Genomic DNA, 18,625 nt, shown 5'->3' with positions numbered 1-18,625 from the left:
CGCCTACGGGCTTTCGGCCGAGTGCGGGAATGCGCCCGGCTAGGCCGCCGGGGCCTGCGCCTTCTTCGTCTGCTTCGGGCGCTTCGGATGCCCCGGAGCGGTCGTCTCCGTGATCCCGGGACCCGGGGCGCCGGCATTGGCCGCGCCGATCGCGGTGAGCACGGCGAGCAGGGTCGCGAACCCCGCGGTGGCGAGCGCGGCGGGCCAGTCCACGTCCAGGAGGTTGGTGGCCCGGGCGACGAGAACGGCGGCGAGCGACTGGGCGAAGGTCCGGATGGCGCGCTCGGCGGTGGCCTTCCAGAAGGCCGCGGTGAAAAGACTGCTTTGTGACATGTCCCTGGCATACCGCGCGCGGAGGCCGAGGGCCAGGGTGTCGCGCGCCATTCGATGGCCGATCTGCGCCACGACCGGACCGACTCCCCATCGGACCGACCGGACGGTATGGGCTGCGAACCGCGGGCTACGGCGCGGTAGCATCGTCTCCGCCATGACGATCGATGCCAATTACACCAGTCTTGTCGCGGTGGGCGACAGCTTCACCGAAGGCATGTCCGACCTGCTGCCGGACGGCTCCTACCGCGGCTGGGCCGACCTGCTCGCGGCCCGTATGGCCGCGCGGACACCAGGTTTCCGCTACGCCAACCTCGCCGTACGGGGCAAGCTGATCGGGCAGATCGTCGACGAGCAGGTCGAGACGGCCGCGGGGATGCGCGCAGACGTCGTCACCCTGGTCGGCGGACTCAACGACACCCTGCGGCCCAAGTGCGACATGGGCAGGGTGCGCGGACTGCTGGAGGAGGCCGTGGAGCGGCTCGCGCCCTCCTGCAAGCAGCTCGTCCTGATGCGCAGCCCGGGCCGGCAGGGACCCGTCCTGGAGCGGTTCCGCCCCCGCATGGAGGAGCTGTTCGCCTGCGTCGACGAGCTGGCCGCCCGGCACGGCGCGGTGGTCGTCGACCTGTACGGCTCCCCCGCGCTCTCCGATCAGCGCATGTGGGACGTGGACCGACTGCATCTGACGGCCGAGGGGCACCGGCGGATCGCCGAAGCCGTCTGGCAGAGCCTCGGATACGCGCCGGAGGACGACTGGCAGGCGCCGCTGCCGTCGGCGGCGGCACCGAGCTGGGCCTCCCGCCGGGCGGCCGACGTGCGGTTCGCGCGGCAGCACCTGGTGCCCTGGATAGGTCGGCGGCTCACGGGACGCTCGTCGGGCGACGGACGCCCGGCGAAGCGGCCGGAGCTGCTGCCGTACGAGACGGGCGGGACGACGGGCGCGTAGGGCGCCGACCGGGTCCGACGAGCTGGACGACGGGCGCACAGGGACCGCCGGACCGGTTCCGACGAGCTGGACGACGGGCGCACAGGCACCGCCGGACCGGTTCCGACGGGCGGTCTTCGCCGCGGCCCGCCGTCCACCATCGGCCTCGTAGCTTCCCACGAACCGGACCATGGCGCTGGCCTGCACGAACCGCCAGTAGAATCCATTCACGTGACTGCTGCGTCTTCGAAGCCCCGCATCCCGAACGTCCTGGCCGGCCGCTACGCCTCGGCCCAGCTCGCCACCCTGTGGTCTCCCGAGGAGAAGGTGAAGCTGGAGCGCCGGCTCTGGCTCGCCGTGCTGCGCGCCCAGAAGGACCTGGGCGTCGAGGTGCCGGACGCCGCCATCGCCGACTACGAGCGCGTGCTCGACCAGGTCGACCTCGCATCCATCGCCGAGCGCGAGAAGGTCACGCGCCACGATGTGAAGGCCCGCATCGAGGAGTTCAACGCCCTCGCCGGCCACGAGCACGTCCACAAGGGCATGACCTCGCGCGACCTCACGGAGAACGTCGAGCAGCTCCAGATCCGCCTCTCCCTGGAGCTGGTGCGGGACCGCACGGTGGCCGTCCTGGCGCGGCTCGGCAAGCTCGCCGGTGAGTACGGGGAGCTCGTCATGGCCGGCCGCTCGCACAACGTTGCCGCTCAGGCGACGACCCTCGGCAAGCGCTTCGCGACCGCCGCGGACGAGCTGCTGGTCGCGTTCGGCCGGGTGGAGGAGCTGCTGGGCCGGTACCCCCTGCGTGGTATCAAGGGCCCCGTCGGCACCGCCCAGGACATGCTCGACCTGCTCGGCGGGGACGCCGCCAAGCTCGCCGAGCTGGAGCGCCGGATCGCCGGGCACCTGGGCTTCGCGCAGGCGTTCACCTCGGTCGGCCAGGTGTACCCGCGATCCCTGGACTACGAGGTCGTGACCGCGCTGGTGCAGCTGGCGGCCGCCCCCTCGTCGCTCGCGAAGACGATCCGGCTGATGGCCGGGCACGAGCTGGTCACCGAGGGCTTCAAGCCGGGCCAGGTCGGCTCCTCCGCGATGCCGCACAAGATGAACACCCGCTCCTGCGAGCGCGTCAACGGCCTGATGGTGATCCTGCGCGGCTACGCCTCGATGACCGGCGAGCTGGCGGGCGACCAGTGGAACGAGGGCGACGTGTCCTGCTCCGTCGTACGCCGGGTGGCACTGCCGGACGCGTTCTTCGCGCTCGACGGCCTCCTGGAGACGTTCCTGACCGTGCTCGACGAGTTCGGCGCGTTCCCGGCCGTCGTCGCACGGGAGCTGGACCGCTATCTGCCGTTCCTCGCGACCACCAAGGTCCTGATGGGTGCCGTGCGCGCGGGCGTGGGCCGTGAGCTCGCCCACGAGGCCATCAAGGAGAACGCGGTGGCGTCGGCGCTGGCGATGCGCGAGCAGGGTGCCGAGCGCAACGAGCTCCTGGACAAGCTCGCCTCGGACCAGCGCATTCCGCTGGACCGCGCGCAGCTCGACGCACTGATGGCGGACAAGCTGTCCTTCACGGGCGCCGCGGCCGACCAGGTGGCCGCCGTCGTCGGCCGTGTCGAGGACGTCGTCAAGCAGCACCCGGAGGCCGCCGGTTACGCGCCGGGGGCGATCCTCTGACAAGCGGCGGCGTTCCGCCCCGGCTCACCGCGGCCGACCTGGAGGCCGCCCGCGACCGCCTCGTGCCCGACGTGGTCGCGGACGGCCTCCGTGTGCTGTTCTGCGGCATCAACCCCGGACTGATGACGGCGGCGACCGGTCATCACTTCGCACGGCCCGGCAACCGCTTCTGGCCGGTGCTGCATCTGTCCGGGTTCACGCCGCGGCGGCTGCACCCGTCCGAGCAGCGTGAGCTGCTGACCTACGGGCTCGGCATCACCAATGTCGTGGCGCGTGCCACCGCACGGGCCGACGAACTGACCGCCGACGAGTACCGCGACGGCGGCCGCATCCTCACCGCGAAGGTGGCACGGCTCCGGCCGCGCTGGATCGCCGTGGTCGGTGTGACGGCCTACCGCGCCGCCTTCGGCGACCGCACCGCCCGCATCGGACCTCAGGAGCGCACGATCGGCGGAAGCCGGGTCTGGGCGCTGCCGAACCCCAGCGGGCTCAACGCGCACTGGACCGCCGCCACGATGGCGGAGGAGTTCGCACGGCTGCGCGCGGCGGCCGCGGAGGACCGGGACACGTCCGGCGGATCGTGACGGGCCGGAGCCCCCGGCCCGCTCCGCGGGGCGCCCCGGCTCAGGGCTTCCGGGCGACCGCGCCGAACTGGGCCACCAGCGGCGGCTCGGCGCCGTCCGCGTCCGCGGTCGCACGCCAGCGGGCGCAGGAGACGAGGCCCGGCTCCAGGAGGTCGAGGCCTTGCAGGAACCCGCGCACCTCGGCACTGCTGCGCGCCGTGATCGGCGGAGTGGCGTTCTCGTTCCAGAACCGCATGGCCTCCGCGTTGCCCTCGCCGCCGAGTTCCAGGGTGGGGTGCGTGATCACGAGATGGCTGCCCGACGGCACGCCGTCGATGAGGCGGCGGACGACGGCCGTGGCCTCGCCGGTGTCGAGGATGAAGTTGAGGATGCCCAGCATCATGATCGCGACGGGCTTGTCGAAGTCGAGCGTCGCGGCCGCGGCGCGCAGGATCGCGTCCGGGTCGTGGGCGTCGGCGTCCACGTAGCTCGTCGCGCCCTCGGGTGAGCTGGTGAGCAGTGCCCGGGCGTGGGTCAGCACGATGGGGTCGTTGTCCACGTAGACGATGCGGGCGTCCGGCGCGATGCGCTGGGCGACCTCGTGCGTGTTGTCGACGGTGGGCAGCCCCGTGCCGATGTCGAGGAACTGACGGATGCCCACCCGGCCTGCCAGATGACCGACGGCACGGCCCAGGAAGGCCCGGTCGGCGCGGGCGACCTCGCCGATGCTGGGATACATCGAGGTGACCCGGTCGCCGACCTGCTGATCGACGAGATAGTGGTCCTTGCCGCCGAGCCAGTAGTTCCACACGCGGGCGTTGTGCGCGATGTTGCTGGAGATCCTCTCCCCCGGCATCTGCCCGCTGTTCTCGCTCACGCTCTCTCCTTCGTACGGCCGTTCGCGCGCTCATCGGTCAAGGCCCCATGGTGGCACGCGAGTTGCCGCGGACAGACCGGCCCGTGATCCGCGCAGCACCCTAGGGCGGGTCCGCCTCCGTGACGACGGCGATGAGCTGGAACGGCAGTTCCTTGTCCCACTGCGAGACGCCCAGCGCTATCCAGCGGGCGTGGGCCTCCGAGCGCCACAGGTGCACGTCCGGGACGTGGCCGGACAGCGAGCTCCACGGCTCGGGTATGTCCTCGCCGTCCTCGTGCACCCGCCGTGCGGCGCTCCGGAGGCTGAAGACGTCGGGCTCGCCCCAGCGCAGGGAGAGCAGCGCGCTCAGGCCGTCGCGCTCCGCCTCGTACTGCTCCTCGGTCTCCTCCCGTCGCGTCCCGTCGTCGTCCCAGAAGTCCTCGCTCGTGACTAACTCCGCCAGGTGGTACCCGGGACCGCCGGAGCCCACGTCCGTCCTGCCGTGCTCGGCGGGGAACTCCCGGGAGCACAGCAGATCGATCGTGGCGAGGTGCTGTGCGGTGCTCATGACGTCCAGTAAACCGGCCTCCACTGACAATCGGTGCGGTGCGGAGCGGGACGACCGGGTGCGCCGCGATCGGCAACGGCCGGATCCGGGTCCGCACCTGACGACCGGGATCCGCACGATGCGAACGGGCGTCAGGCGTCGCGCCTGCGCAGGGACCACCATCCGGCGAACAGTGCGGCCGCGGCCCAGGCGGCCGTGACGGCGATTCCGCTCCACGGGCCGAGGCTGCCGGCCGGATGCGCATGGAGCACCTGCTGCCCGGCCTGGTCCGGGAAGTACTGGGCAACGCCCCCGGCGATGTCACCGACCACGAACGACACGACCAGCGTGAACGGGATGAGCAGACCCAGCACGGCCGCGCCGCTGCGCAGCAGCAGGGTGAGACCCGCAGCGAACAGGGCCATCAGAGCCAGGTAGATGCCGCCTCCGAAGCAGGCCCGCAGCGCACCCGGGTGGCTCAGCCCGATGGCGTGGTCGCCCAGGAACGCCTGACCGCCGAGGAAGGCGGAGAAGCTGGTGAGCAGGCCGACGACGAGCCCTGCGGCGCCGATCACGGCCGTCTTCGCGGTGAACAGGAGGCCCCGGTGCGGCACGGCGGCGAGCGAGACGCGCAGGGCGCCCCCGTGGAACTCGGAGGACACGGCGGTCGCGCCGAAGGCGATGGCCGCGATCTGGCCGAAGTTCAGTGCGTAGAAGGCCCCGAAGACCGGGTCGGCCCCCGGGTTGTCGGCCTCGGCCCTGCCCACCGTGGCGTACACGAGCTCCGTGATGGCGAACGTGGCCAGGAAGACCGCGAGGAGGGATATCAGGCTGGCGCGCACCGACCTGATCTTGATCCACTCGGAGTGGAGTACGGCGACGGGTGACATGGTCAGGCCTCCTCGGCGGTGGTGGCGGTGAACTCGGCGGCATCGGCGGTCAGGGCCAGGTAGGCCTGCTCCAAGGAGGCCTGTTCGTCGGCGAGTTCGAGGATCGGGAGGCCTGCCCGTGCGGCCATCGCGCCGATCTCGGCCGCCTTGACGCCCTCGACGAGCCATCGGTCGTCCGCGTCCCTCAGGGGAGCGTGCCCCGCTCGCGTGAGGACCTCGGCCAGTCTGGCCGGTTCGGTGGTGCGCACCCTCACGCGCGGGCTGGTGTGCGCATCCAGGAACTCCTGCATGGGGGCGTCCGCGAGCAGCCTGCCGCGGCCGAGGACGACGAGATGGTCGGCGAACGTCGCGGTCTCGTTCATGAGATGGCTGGAGACGAGCACGGTCCGGCCTTCGGCCGCGAGCCGTCGCATCAGGTCACGGATCCAGATGATCCCTTCCGGGTCGAGTCCGTTGGAGGGCTCGTCCAGGAGGACGACACGGGGGTCTCCGAGGAGCGCCGCGGCGATGCCGAGGCGCTGACGCATGCCGAGCGAGAACGTCTTGATGCGCCGTCCTGCGACGGAGGCCAGTCCGGTCTCCTCGAGGACCTGGTCGACACGGCGCACCGGCACGCGGTTGCTGACGGCGAGGGCGAGCAGGTGGTTGCGGGCGGTACGGGAGCCGTGCGCGGCCTGTGCGTCCAGGAGGGCGCCGACCAGCCGCAGCGGCTCGGCGTACGACGCGTACGGCCGGCCGCCGACCGTGGCGGTGCCCGACGTCGGCCGGTCGAGGCCCATGACGAGGCGCATCGTGGTGGACTTGCCGGCGCCGTTGGGGCCGAGGAAGCCGGTCACGCGGCCCGGTTCGACGGTGAGGCCGAGTCCGTCCACGGCCCTTTTCGGGCCGTACTCCTTGGTGAGGTCCCTGAGTTCGATGCTGTTCATGGCCTCAGCCTCGCCGCCGCGCCGGGACCCGGGCTTCCCCCGGCCGAGCGGATCGGCTCCCCCGCGCGGGGGAGCCGGGGTGCGTGCCGCCCTGCGACGATGACGGCATGTCACGCTCCCCCGGCTCCTGGCCGTCCCGTATGGTCCGCCCCCTGACGCGTGCGGTCACGTACACCCGGTGGGCGCATCTGCTCGTCGGCTCGGTGTTCGTGTTCGTGTGCGGCACCGCGTATCCGGGCCTGTACGGACTCACGCCCGCCGACTGGGCCCTGATGGCACTGTGGCCGGCCCCGCTCGTCGCGGCCGCGGCGCTGGTCCCCGGTGTGCGGCTCGCGGAGGGGCACCAGGCACTGCTGATGCTGTTTCCGGGCCGGCACGCGCGCGGGGACGCCGACGGGCCCGGCCCCGGCATCCATCCGGCTCCGTCCGAGTCGAGGGGCGATCGGGGCAGGACAGCGGTGTGGATGGTGCTGCGTCTGGAGGCGGGGTTCGCGGCGGCCGTCGTCACCGCGCAGCTGGTGGAGCTGGACATGGCTCTCGTGAGCACCGCTGCGGGAGCGCCCATCGGCGGCGTGACCTACTGGTCCTGGCTGCCCGCCTCGCGCTGGGCGGCCGCGCTGCTCGCGCCCGCGCCGCTGCTGGTGCTGGCGATCGTGGCCGTCGCATCCGGTGCGCTGATGGCCGCTGCCTCCCGCCGTCTCCTCGGCCCTTCCCCGGCACAGCGCCTCGCGGCCCTGGAAGAGCGCACCGAACGTCTCCTCGAACGCAACCGGATCGCCCGGGAGCTGCACGACTCGATCGGGCATGCGCTCACCGTGGCGGTGGTCCAGGCGGGGGCCGCGCGAGCCGCCGCCGATCCGGGGTTCACCGACCGGGCCCTGGACGCGATCGAGGAGACGGGGCGCGCGGCACTGGAGGACCTGGAGCGGGTGCTGCTCGTCCTGCGCGAGGCCGACCAGCCGCCCTCCAGCCGCCCCACGCTCGCCGACGCCGACCGCCTCCTGGCCTCGGCTCGCGCTTCCGGAGCGGAGGTCGACGCGGAGGTCACGGGCCCCGTCGACACCGTGCCCGGCCCCGTCTCGCGCGAGGGCTACCGCATGCTCCAGGAAGCCCTCACGAATGTGCTGCGGCACGCCGGAACGGTCCCGGTGAGCGTCCGCATCGGCGTCGATGCGGAGCGTCTTCGGCTCACCGTGCGCAATGCGCTGCCGGCGGGTTCACCGGTCATCGGCGGCGGAACCGGCAGTGGGCTGCGGGGCGTTCGTGAACGCGCCGCGCTGCTGGGCGGCCGGGCCCACACGGGCCCCGACCGGGATGAGTGGCAGGTGCACGTCGAACTACCGGTCCGGTGATCTACGCTGGACGGATGCCGCTGACCGTCCTCCTCGTCGACGACGAACCGCTGGTCCGCGCGGGTCTGCGCGCCGTTCTGGAAGCGCAGCCGGACATCGAGGTCGTCGGGGAGGCGGCGGACGGGGCGGCGGTGATCCCCCTCGTGCGCAGCCTGCGCCCCGATGTGGTCGCCATGGACGTCCGTATGCCGCTGATGGACGGCATCGAAGCGACCCGCGCGGTGCTGCGTTCCGTTCCGGACCCGCCGAAGATCGTCGTGATCACGACCTTCGAGAACGACGAGTACGTGTCCGGGGCGCTGCGCGCAGGTGCCGACGGCTTCCTGCTGAAGCGTGCCCGGCCCGCCGAGATCGTGAACGCGGTCCGGCTGGTCGCCGAGGGCGATTCGCTGCTGTTCCCGGCGGCGGTGCGCCAGTTGGCCGCCGAACACGGCCGGCAGTACGGCGATCCGGAGGCCAGGGCGGCGATGGAACGGGCGGCGCTGACGGACCGCGAGGCGGAGGTGCTGCGGCTGATGACGCGCGGTCTGTCGAACGCGGAGATCGCCGCGCGTCTGGTGGTCGGAACCGAGACCGTGAAGTCCCATGTCAGCGCGGTGCTGGCGAAGCTGGGCGCGCGCGACCGGACGCAGGCGGTGATCGCAGCGTACGAGTCCGGCTTCGTCGCGCCGGGCTGAGGACACCGCCGGACCGCCGGGCGCGCGGCGCCGGGCGTGGCCTTCCCGGGAGCCGGCCCCGGCCGCCGGCCGGTCCCGTGGTCGCCCGAGGCGTGCGTGACGAGTAGCATCCGGCCAACACGCGCACGAGCTGGGAGGACGGACCGTGGGGCGGCTGACCGGCGGAGATCCGTCTCTGCTGCGGCGGATCAATTCCGCCGTGGTGCTGCATGCGCTGCGCGCGACGGACTCCGCGACCCTCACCGAGATCACCCGGGTCACCGGCCTGTCCCGGCCCACCGTCGAGGGCGTGGTCGAGGATCTCATCGAGGCCGGTCTGGTGGTCGAGGCCGCCGCCGAGGAGGGCGCCGCGCGCCGTCAGGGACGCCCCGCACGCAGGTTCCGCTTCCGGGCCGAGGCGGGGCACCTGCTGGGGCTGGAGATCGGCGCCCACCGGGTGGCCGCAGTGCTGGCGGACCTGGACGGCCGGATGCTCGGCACGGCGGCCCGGGAGGTCTCCGAGACGGCACCCGCGGACGAGCGTCTGGAGCGGCTTCGTACGACAGTGGCGGACCTGCTGCGCCGCGCGGGCGTCGCCCGCGACTCGCTGCGCGCGGTCGGCGTGGGGAGCCCGGGCATCGTGGAGGCCGACGGCACGGTCCGGCTGGGCACCGCTCTCCCCGAGTGGACGGGGCTCCCGCTGGGCGAGCGGCTGCGGCGATCCTTCAAGTGTCCGGTCCTCGTCGAGAACGACGCGAACGCGGCGGCCGTCGCGGAGCACTGGAAGGGCGCCGCGACCGATTCCGACGACGTGGTGTTCGTGCTGGCCGGGCTGAGCCCGGGCGCCGGGTCACTGATCGGCGGGCGGCTGCACCGCGGGTACGGCGGCGCGGCCGGCGAGATCGGCGCGCTGCACCTGCTGGGCCGGGAGGCCGCCCCGGAGACGCTGCTGTCGACCACGGACGAGCCCCTGCACCCGCTCGACGAGCAGGCCGTGGCGGACGTCTTCGCGCTCGCTCGCGAGGGGGACGAGCGGGCCCGCGCGGCCCTCGACCGCTTTCTGCAGCGGCTCGTCCACGACGTGGCCGCGCTGGTGCTGGCCCTCGATCCCGAACTGGTCGTCGTGGGCGGCTGGGCGGCAGGCCTGGACGGCGTACTGGAGCCGCTGCGCGAGCAGTTGTCGCGCTACTGCCTGCGCCCGCCCAAGGTCGCCCTGTCGGTGCTCGGCGAGGCCGCCGTGGCGACCGGCGCCCTGCGACTCGCCCTCGACCACGTGGAGGAGCAGCTGTTCGCGGTGGAGAGCACGGTGACGGCACGCCGCTGACCCCCCTGCATGTCCGGGCAGGCCGGGCTGCACGGCAGGACAGGGCGGCCGGTACTCGTCGTTCGGCACGGATGCGGGCCGCTACGGGGGCGGGATGACGTCGCCGAAGCGCGCCAGGCGCGGCAGCGGGGAAGCCGGGCGGTCAGGAGGCCTGGCGCTCCGGTCCGTGGTGGATCTCGACGCGGCCGCTGTCGCCGAAGGTCAGTCGGCAGGTGTCCGCGCGGTACGTCGCCACCGACACGGCCGCGGTGCGGCCCTCGGCGAAGAAGCGGGTGGTGACCACGAGGACGGGGGCGCCCGGGAGGCGGTCGAGTTCCTTGGCGTCGTCGGCGCGGGCGGAACCCAGCTCGACGGCGCGGTCCTCGCCCTCCGGCTCCAGCCGCTGCAGCTCGCGGAGCACGGCCCGCGCGCGTGCGGTCGCCGAGGGCGAATCGATCGCCGTCAGCGCAGGCACCGACGCGGCCGGGACGTACAGCAGCTCGGCCGCGACGGGCTGGCCGTGCGACGTGCGGGTACGACGCACGGTGTGCACCGTGTCGTCGGGGCCGGTCTCCAGCATCCGGGCGACCGCGGCGGGCGGCACGTCGGTCGTGCAGTCGGTGGGCTGCCAGGCGTCGCCCTGCGCACCCGGCCAGGCGTGCTGTGCGGTGCCGACGTCGACGCCCACGCGCGGCGGGGCGACGGTCGTGCCGACGCCGCGGCGGCGCTGGAGACGGCCTTCGAGTTCGAGCTGTTCGAGTGCCTGCCGCAGGGTGGCCCGCGCCACGCCGAAACGGGCCGCGAGGTCACGTTCGTTGGGCAGGATCTCCCCCACGGCGAACTCGGAGTCGAGTGCCTCCGTGAGGACGGTCTTGAGGTGCCAGTACTTGGGCTCCGGCACCGTGTCGAGCTGCGTGGTCCCCACCCTGTCCTCCGCAATCGCCGCGTCCCGGCAGTGTTTTGCGCCTTTGTTTATTAAAGGTTCCTGCACTATCCCTGCGACCATAGGACGGTCCCCACCCTTGGTCAATACCAATCGTGGACCGGTCACAGCGTGCACAGAGCCGATTCCACAGAGCGTTTATGAGCCGTTCTTGATGGCGGTCCGGACGTCGGACTCCGGCCATCGGAAGGCGGTCGCAAGCCCGCGAAGGCAGCCGCAGACCTCGGGAGCGCAGGAAGCCGGGGAGGGGCTGGGAGAACACGCGAGGCACCAGGGCGGAGCCGGAGGAGACCGCGGAGGAGCCGGGAACACCCGGGACGTGCCCGCCCGGCCCGGGAGAGGCCCCGGGCCGACGCAGAAGGCACCGGACCCAGACCGAAGAGGCCGCGCGCGGAGGCAGGTTGGCGACGGACACCGCACGGAGCCGGTACGGCCGACGCCCGCGCGGAGCGCAGCCCGTCGACAGCGGGACCGGGGTGACCCGCACCAAGTTGCCGCGTGGGTCGTGCGGTTCGCCGTGGTCGACGCCGGACCGGCGCTCCACGCGTCCCGGACGACGCCCTCCGCGCCGGTCACCCGTCCGGGCACGCGGTGGGCGATGCCATGGGCACGGGCCCGGACTCCTCGAAGACCCCGGCCGCGCTGTCGACCGTCACGGCCCCGTTCCGGCCGGGGCCCGGGTCCGGGTCCGGGTCCGGGTCCGCCGTCCAGCCGCGTCCGACGCCGGGACGGGAAACACCCCCGGGGGCTACCCGCCGGTAGTCATTGCTGACAAGCTGTCTATCAGACCGACCGTCCATCAGCGCGTCCCCTCCGAGGAGCAGCATGTCCGCAACGGTCTCCTTCGCCGTCCCGACCCCCCGCGGCCCGCGCGACGTACGCGTCGCCTACCACCGCGCCGGCAGCGGTGACCCCCTTCTGCTGCTGCACGGCATCGGCCACCACCGGCAGGCCTGGGACCCGGTACTGCCCGCGCTGACGGCCGAGCGGGAGGTGATCGCGGTGGATCTGCCCGGCTTCGGCGCGTCGCCCGCGCTGCCCGACGGACTCGCGTACGACCTGACGACGGTCGTGCCCACGCTCGCCGCCCTCTGCGAGGCACTCGGGGTCGAACGGCCGCATGTCGCGGGCAATTCCCTCGGTGGTCTGCTCGCCCTGGAGCTGGGCCGTGAGAAGCTCGTACGCTCCGTCACCGCGCTGTCCCCCGCGGGCTTCTGGACCGAGGCGGAACGCCGCTACGCGTTCGGGACGCTGCTTGCGATGCGGCGCGGTGCACGGCTGCTACCGCTCCCGGTGGTCGAGCGGCTGTCGCGCACCGCGGCCGGGCGCGCCGCGCTGACGGGCACCATCTACGCCCGCCCCGGGCGCCGTTCACCCGAGGCCGTGGTCGCCGAGACCCTGGCGCTGCGCGACGCCTCCGGCTTCGAACAGACGATCGCTGCCGGACGCCGGGTGCTCTTCACCGACGACGTCCCCGGGGTTCCGGTCACCGTCGCCTGGGGCAGCCGGGACCGGCTGCTGCTGCGCAGGCAGGGTGTCCGGGCCAAGCAGGCCGTCCCCGGGGCCCGGTTGGTGCGGCTGCCCGGGTGCGGCCACGTCCCGATGAACGACGATCCGGCCCTGGTCGCCCGGGTCATCCTGGACACCAGTCGCTGACCGTCCGGGGCTCAGCACCCCGGTCCCCAGGGCCACTCCGGCGGCGACGAGCGCGCTGCCGGCGGCCTGGGCGGCCCCGTAGCCACCCGCGCCGACGACCGGCGCGGTGCAGGCCGCCGCGACCGGGATGAGCCCGGAGAACAGCGTGGCGCGCTCGGCACCGATCCGTTGCATGGCGGCGTACCAGCAGACGAACCCGATCACGGTGACGACAGCCGCCTGCCAGAGCAGTGCCGCGGTCTGCGTCGCGTCCGGCACCCGGAGCGAGTCCCGGCCGTCGGCGAGCAGCGCCAGGCCTCCGGACTCGGCGGCGGCGACGCCGCACACCGTCGCGGACAGCAGCTTCGGGCCGAGTACGCGCAGGACGGGGACCGCCAGCACGGCGAAGCCCACCTCGCCGACGAGCGCGCACAGGGAGTACGCCAGGCCCGGCGCGTCGGTGCGGCCCCACCCTTGGACGGTGAACGCTCCCCCGGCGACCAGCAGTCCCCCGTACAGCGGGGCGCGCAGCGGCCGGCGCCCTTCGACCAGGGGCACGACCAGGGCGACGGCGACCGGTGCGCAGCCCACGAAGACACCCGGTACGGCCGGTTCCGCGGTGCGCTCCGCGGCAAGCACGGCGAGGTTGAAGCCGACCATGCCGACGGCGGCGAGCAGGGCGAGGCGGCCCCACTGCCCGGGCGAGAGCCGGCGCAGCGGCGCGGCGCCGGCGCGGCCGAGCCAGGGCAGCAGCAGGAGACAGGCCAGCCCGTAGCGCAGGAACTGCCCGCCCGCGTACGGGTAGTCGCCGAGGAGGCTGTTGGCGGTGAAGGACCCTCCGACGAGGGTGCAGGCGAGGGCGGCGAGCATCGCGCCCCGCAAGAAGATCGCGTCCATGGCACCGACGCTAGGAACGCGCACGGCCCGGTTTAAGGTCCACTTCCATGACGTCGTCGGGGACCAATCCGGGTGCCGGTGGAGCGTCGTGGACCGCCGCCTGGGAGCTGCTGCTGCCAGCCGCGTCGGCCCCGGCGCGCCGCCGCGGCCGCACACTGCAGTCGGCGCTGCGCGAGGCGGTGCGGTCCGGGCGGCTGGCGCCGGGGACGCGCCTGCCGTCGAGCCGTGACCTCGCGGCCGACCTGGGGGTGTCCAGGGGCCTGGTGACGGAGGCGTACGAGCAGTTGGCCGCGGAGGGCTATCTGCGCAGCGGGCGGGGCGCGGGCACCTGGGTGGGCGGCGCGGCGCGGGCCGCCCGCCCGCGCGCGCGGGACCGCGCTCCCCGTCCGCTAGGGGTGCGCACGGACTTCGTTCCCGGCTCCCCCGACCTGTCGCTGTTCCCGAGGGCGGCGTGGGGCGCGGCGCAGCGCGCCGTCCTGGCCGACCTGCCGCACCATGCGCTGGGTTACCCGGATCCGCGGGGGCTGCCCCGACTGCGTACCGTGCTCGCCGATCTCCTCGTACGGCGCCGGGGCGTCGTCGCGGACCCGGAGCGGATCGTCGTGTGCTCGGGGGTGGCGCAGGCGTTGACGCTCCTCGGATCCGTGCTCCACGCGCGCGGGGTGCGCGCCGTCGGGGTGGAGAGCCCCGGCAGCCCCGAACACGGGGCGCTGTTCGCGTCGGCAGGGGTGTCCACGACCCCACTGCCGCTGGACGCGGAAGGACTCGCGCGGGATCCGCTGCACGGCTCGGAAGTGCGGGCCGTGGTGACGACGCCCTCCCACCAGTTCCCCTCCGGCATCGCGTACACGGCACGGCGCCGCACCGAACTGCTCGACTGGGCGCGCTCGGTGGACGGGTGGATCGTGGAGGACGACTACGACGGGGACTTCCGCTACGACCGCGCCCCCGTCGGGGCCCTGCAGGGCCTCGATCCGGAGCGCGTCGCCTACACGGGGTCGGTGAGCAAGGCCCTCGCGCCGGGGCTGCGGCTCGGCTGGCTGGTGGTGCCGGCCGAGCTCGCCGAGGAGGTCGTCGAGCGCAAGCGCACCATGGATCTCGGCAATCCCACGCTGGACCAGGAGGCGCTGGCCCGCTTCGTCGAGCGCGGCGACTACGACCGTCATCTGCGCCGCTGCCGCCGGGTCTACCAGGAACGCCGCGACGCTCTTGTCGGGGCCCTTCAGGAGGAGTTCCCCGGCGCGCGGGTGACCGGGATCGCGGCCGGGCTGCACGTCATCGCCCGGCTGCCCGAGCGCTACGGACCCCAGGAGCTCTTCCTGGCCCGCGCCGCGCAGGCCGGGGTCGCGGTGCGGCCCCTGTCGGCCTACGGCTCCGCGGTGCCCGGCGACGGCACGGTGGGGCTGGTGTTCGGGCATGCGCATCTGCCGCCGGCGCGCATCAGGGAAGGGGTGCGCCTGCTGGCGTCCGCGGCCGGTCCATGACCCCCGACCGCGCGCCCGGTTCCCCAACGGTGGTGGCCGGTTGTTCACTTGGGGTTCGCATGGGCGCTGCGGCGCACCAGTAGTTGTGGCTCTGCACTGTGGTCGGATCCGTCACTGGAGGCTCATCAATGTCACATCGTCCGCCGAGCACGTTCACGGACCGGCGCAGCGTGCTGCGCGGTTCGCTCGCCGCTTCGGCGGCACTGGCACTGCCCGCCACGGTAGGGGCGGCGGCACCCGCTCTCGCCCTCTCGGGCCGCCCCACGGCGGGCTGGGGCGTCCAGGCCGGCGACGTCACCGCGCACTCGGGACTGGTGTGGGTGCGTTCCGACCGCCCCGCCCGGATGATCGTGGAGACCTCAGCGACCGAGTCGTTCCGCAATCCCACCCGCTGGCACGGGCCGCTGCTCGGTGCGGACACGGACTTCACGGGCACGACGCGGCTGCGCGGACTGCCGCCGGGCGAGCAGATCCACTACCGGGTGCTGCTCGCCGACCCGGACGACCCGCGCCGCACCGGAGAGCCGGTCGCCGGAACGTTTCGCACGACGCCGGTGCGCCGCCGCGCAGGCGCGCGCTTCGTCTGGTCGGGCGACCTCGCAGGACAGGGCTGGGGCATCAACCCCGACCTGGGCGGCTACCGGGTCTTCGAGGACATGCGGCAGCTGAATCCGGACTTCTTCCTGTGCAGCGGCGACAACATCTACGCCGACAACCCCATCCTGCCCAGCGTCACGCTGCCCGACGGCCGGGTCTGGCGGAACATCACGACCGAGGAGAAGTCGAAGGTCGCCGAGACCCTGGACGAGTTCCGCGGCGCGTTCCGGTACAACCTCCTCGACGACAACCTGCGCCGCTTCCACGCCGAGGTGCCCACGATCACCCAGTGGGACGACCACGAGGTGCACAACAACTGGTACCCGGGGCAGATCCTCGACGACGCGCGCTACACGGTGAAGGACACCGACCTGCTGGCTGCCCGGTCGCTGCGTGCCTTCAGCGAGTACTTCCCCGTCTCGACGCTTCCGCCGGGCGATGCGGACGGGCGCGTGTACCGGGTGCTGCGGCACGGGCCCCTGCTGGACGTGTTCGTGCTCGACATGCGCAGCTACCGCAACGCCAACTCGCCCGACCGGCAGCCCGACGACACCACCGGCATCCTCGGGGCCGAGCAGCTCGCCTGGCTGAAGCGCGAGCTGTCGCGCTCCCGCGCCGTCTGGAAGGTCATCGCGTCGGACATGCCGCTGGGCCTCGTCGTCGCGGACGGTCCGGCCAACTTCGAGGCGGTCGCGCAGGGAGACCCCGGGGCACCGCTCGGGCGTGAACTGCAGATCGCCGAGCTGCTGCGGCACATCAAGCACCAGCGCGTCACGGGCACCCTGTGGCTGACTGCCGACGTCCACTACACGTCGGCGCAGCACTACGACCCGTCGCGCGCCGCCTTCCAGGACTTCGAGCCGTTCTGGGAGTTCGTGTCGGGTCCGCTGTCCGCGGGAGGCTTCCCCGCCGTGAAACTGGACGGCACCTTCGGCCCCGAACAGACGTTCACCAAGGCGCCAACCCGGGCCAATGTGTCACCGGCCGAGTCCCCGCAGTACTTCGGCGAGGTCGACATCGACGGCGACAGCGGCGAACTGACCGTGCGGCTGCGCGAGCAGGGCGGCGGGGTGCTGTACACGAAGGTGCTCCAGCCGGGTCTGGTGGGGCAGTAGCGTCGAGGCGCCCGTCCGCCGTCGGGTGCCACCGGGCGCGGTACGGCCGTTCGGGTGCCGCGCCCGGCGCGGGCCGGACGACCCGGTCGCGGTGGCGGCGGAGCGCGTCGAGGCCTGTGGTCGGAGCTCGCGGAGCCGTCGGCCGCCCGACCCGCTCCCCGTCAAGCGCTCACCGCAAGAGGGAAGTTGACAAGAGGCACCTGGTGAACGCGCACCGAACTCAAAACTTAAACAAAAGGGACAGATGTATGCTTTACTCATCGGTCACACATCGTTCGTGATCACGCAACACCGTTCCTTCACAGTGGATGCATGAGTGCAGACATGTCTGATGTGAAGCGTACGAGGCACGGCCGCCCGGTCCACCACTGGCGGCGTGATCTCGTCGAACTGGCGGCCCTGTTCACGGCTGTGGCGGTCGCCGACGGTGTGGCGAATCTGGTCGGGCACGGGCCCGACGGCCCCGCGCTGCTGGTCGCGTCGGCGGTCGCGCTGGCCGGCACGGCCGCCTTCCACATCTGGTGGACACGGCACCACGGCCACGCACCGCCGGTGAGCGATACCGGCGCCCGGCCGCTCGCCGCGGGCGAGCAGGCCGGGCCGCACCCGGCGGCACCCGTCGCCGCCGAACCGTCCGGGGAAGGTGCGGGCTCGCTGTGGCGGATGCGGACGACGGTGCGCGACGAACCCGGTTCGCTGGCCGCGCTGTGCGTGGTCATGGCGCGCCGGCGGATCGACGTCCTCACCCTCCAGACGCATCCGCTCGCCGACGGCACCGTCGACGAGTTCCTGCTGCGCGCGCCGGCCGGCCTGTCCGCGTCCGAGATCACCAGGGCCGTCTCCCAGGCGGGCGGCGCCGGCACCTGGATCGAGCGGGCGGACGCCCACGATCTGGTGGACACCCCCACACGCGTCCTGGGGCTCGCCACGCGCACGGCGCTCGACGCCGCCGAGCTCCCGCTGGCGCTGCGGCAGCTGCTGGGCCGCTGCACGATCCGTTCGCTGCCTGCCACCACCGTGAGCGGGCACAAGGATCCCGCCGCCGACGCCCCCGTCGACGGCGCACTGGAGGGGACCGTACTGCGGCTGCGCGCGCCGGAAGGCGGTGCGATCGTGGTCGAACGGCCGTATCTGCCGTTCACGCCCACCGAGTTCGCCCGGGCCCGGGCGCTGGTGGAGCTGGATGCGCGGCTGGGTCCGCGTGTTCCGCGCAGCCAGGACGTGCTGACCCTGGCGCAGGGCAGCGCGATCACCGTGCGCCGGGCGGACACCACGGACGTCGAGGCGGCCAAGGCGATGCACGAGCGCTGCTCCAAGCGCACGCTGAGCATGCGCTACCACGGGCCCGTCGGTGACGCGGACCGCTATCTGAACCATCTGCTCAGCCCGCGCTTCGGCCGCACGCTGGCCGCGCAGACGGCGTCGGGCCGGATCGTCGCGCTCGGCCATCTGCTGTGGGACGGCGACGAGACCGAGATAGCGCTGCTCGTCGAGGACGACTGGCAGCGGCGCGGCATCGGCAGCGAACTGCTCGGCCGCCTGGTGACCATGGCGGTCGAGGCGGGCTGCGAGTCCGTGTACGTGGTCACCCAGGCGTCCAACACCGGCATGGTCGCGGCGATGCGCGGCCTGGGGCTGCCTCTCGACTACCAGATCGAGGAGGGGACCCTGGTGATCACGGCCCGGCTCGACGCGACGCCGGTCAGCTCCCGGCTGCCGTACGACGGGGCTCACGAGCAGAACCGGCAGTTCGTCGCCGAGTGATCCCGGCGGACGGCGGGACGGCTGCCGTCCCGCCGCCAGGTCCGTGGCCCCCCCCGGGCCACGCCCGGGGGGGGGGCCGGCCGGGTGGGGGGGGGGTAGGCCCCCGCGCCACGCCCCCGGGCCCCGTGCAGGGGACGCCCCACGGGCACGCAGAGCGCCAGACCCACG

General features: G+C 73.3%; 16 protein-coding genes and 1 pseudogene. 10 read left to right on the top strand and 7 right to left on the bottom strand.

Annotated features, from left to right (window positions below; translation table 11 throughout):
* Positions 1-39: 39 nt before the first annotated feature.
* Entirely contained in the window at positions 40-333 is a 294-nt protein-coding gene (locus ACWCP6_RS20755; protein WP_450933933.1) for a holin, read from the bottom strand.
* Positions 334-487: 154 nt separating this feature from the next.
* Between ACWCP6_RS20755 and ACWCP6_RS20750 the strand changes: the two genes are divergently transcribed.
* From ACWCP6_RS20750 to mug, 3 genes are all read left to right on the top strand, one after another.
* Positions 488-1,276: an SGNH/GDSL hydrolase family protein gene (locus ACWCP6_RS20750; RefSeq protein ID WP_450933932.1), complete on the top strand. Its 789-nt coding sequence runs from the start codon at positions 488-490 to the stop codon at positions 1,274-1,276.
* Positions 1,277-1,486: 210 nt separating this feature from the next.
* Positions 1,487-2,929, top strand: a complete 1,443-nt coding sequence (gene purB, locus ACWCP6_RS20745; RefSeq protein ID WP_450933931.1) for an adenylosuccinate lyase — start codon at positions 1,487-1,489, stop codon at positions 2,927-2,929.
* 62 nt (positions 2,930-2,991) lie between these two features.
* Positions 2,992-3,513, top strand: coding sequence for a G/U mismatch-specific DNA glycosylase (gene mug, locus ACWCP6_RS20740; RefSeq protein ID WP_450933930.1), 522 nt, complete (start codon positions 2,992-2,994; stop codon positions 3,511-3,513).
* Positions 3,514-3,553: 40 nt separating this feature from the next.
* On the opposite strand, the gene ACWCP6_RS20735 is transcribed toward mug, so the two are convergent.
* The 4 genes from ACWCP6_RS20735 to ACWCP6_RS20720 form a co-directional block, all read right to left on the bottom strand.
* Positions 3,554-4,348: an SAM-dependent methyltransferase gene (locus tag ACWCP6_RS20735; RefSeq protein ID WP_450934081.1), complete on the bottom strand. Its 795-nt coding sequence runs from the start codon at positions 4,346-4,348 to the stop codon at positions 3,554-3,556.
* Positions 4,349-4,469: 121 nt separating this feature from the next.
* Entirely contained in the window at positions 4,470-4,916 is a 447-nt protein-coding gene (locus ACWCP6_RS20730; RefSeq protein ID WP_450933929.1) for a hypothetical protein, read from the bottom strand.
* 131 nt (positions 4,917-5,047) lie between these two features.
* The gene (locus ACWCP6_RS20725; protein ID WP_450933928.1) at positions 5,048-5,785 is read right to left on the bottom strand and encodes an ABC transporter permease; all 738 of its coding nucleotides are present in this window, start codon (positions 5,783-5,785) and stop codon (positions 5,048-5,050) included.
* Between the two features lie 2 nt (positions 5,786-5,787).
* Entirely contained in the window at positions 5,788-6,711 is a 924-nt protein-coding gene (locus tag ACWCP6_RS20720; protein WP_450933927.1) for an ABC transporter ATP-binding protein, read from the bottom strand.
* A gap of 107 nt (positions 6,712-6,818) precedes the next feature.
* Between ACWCP6_RS20720 and ACWCP6_RS20715 the strand changes: the two genes are divergently transcribed.
* From ACWCP6_RS20715 to ACWCP6_RS20705, 3 genes are all read left to right on the top strand, one after another.
* Positions 6,819-8,063, top strand: coding sequence for a sensor histidine kinase (locus ACWCP6_RS20715; protein WP_450933926.1), 1,245 nt, complete (start codon positions 6,819-6,821; stop codon positions 8,061-8,063).
* Positions 8,064-8,077: 14 nt separating this feature from the next.
* Positions 8,078-8,740: a response regulator transcription factor gene (locus ACWCP6_RS20710; RefSeq protein ID WP_450933925.1), complete on the top strand. Its 663-nt coding sequence runs from the start codon at positions 8,078-8,080 to the stop codon at positions 8,738-8,740.
* 145 nt (positions 8,741-8,885) lie between these two features.
* A complete protein-coding gene (locus ACWCP6_RS20705; RefSeq protein WP_450933924.1) occupies positions 8,886-10,043 on the top strand; it encodes an ROK family transcriptional regulator in 1,158 nt (385 codons plus the stop codon).
* A 142-nt stretch (positions 10,044-10,185) separates the two neighbouring features.
* On the opposite strand, the gene ACWCP6_RS20700 is transcribed toward ACWCP6_RS20705, so the two are convergent.
* Positions 10,186-10,947: a GntR family transcriptional regulator gene (locus ACWCP6_RS20700; protein ID WP_450933923.1), complete on the bottom strand. Its 762-nt coding sequence runs from the start codon at positions 10,945-10,947 to the stop codon at positions 10,186-10,188.
* 843 nt (positions 10,948-11,790) lie between these two features.
* Between ACWCP6_RS20700 and ACWCP6_RS20695 the strand changes: the two genes are divergently transcribed.
* On the top strand, positions 11,791-12,621 hold the full coding sequence (locus ACWCP6_RS20695; RefSeq protein ID WP_450933922.1) for an alpha/beta fold hydrolase: 831 nt from the start codon (positions 11,791-11,793) through the stop codon (positions 12,619-12,621).
* Between the two features lie 471 nt (positions 12,622-13,092).
* Here ACWCP6_RS20695 and ACWCP6_RS20690 read toward each other — a convergent pair.
* Positions 13,093-13,470 (bottom strand): annotated as a pseudogene (locus tag ACWCP6_RS20690) (EamA family transporter); the annotation flags it as partial.
* A 74-nt stretch (positions 13,471-13,544) separates the two neighbouring features.
* On the opposite strand from ACWCP6_RS20690, the gene pdxR reads away from it, so the two are divergent.
* The 3 genes from pdxR to ACWCP6_RS20675 all read left to right on the top strand — a co-directional run bounded on the left by pdxR (position 13,545) and on the right by ACWCP6_RS20675 (position 18,457).
* Positions 13,545-14,981, top strand: coding sequence for a MocR-like pyridoxine biosynthesis transcription factor PdxR (gene pdxR, locus ACWCP6_RS20685; protein ID WP_450933921.1), 1,437 nt, complete (start codon positions 13,545-13,547; stop codon positions 14,979-14,981).
* Positions 14,982-15,109: 128 nt separating this feature from the next.
* Positions 15,110-16,693, top strand: a complete 1,584-nt coding sequence (locus ACWCP6_RS20680) for an alkaline phosphatase D family protein (protein ID WP_450933920.1) — start codon at positions 15,110-15,112, stop codon at positions 16,691-16,693.
* Between the two features lie 312 nt (positions 16,694-17,005).
* Entirely contained in the window at positions 17,006-18,457 is a 1,452-nt protein-coding gene (locus ACWCP6_RS20675; RefSeq protein WP_450933919.1) for an N-acetyltransferase family protein, read from the top strand.
* The last annotated feature ends 168 nt before the right edge of the window (positions 18,458-18,625 follow it).

The sequence above is a fragment of the Streptomyces sp. NPDC002004 genome, assembly GCF_053593975.1.
This window is presented reverse-complemented; position numbering and strand designations above follow the sequence as displayed.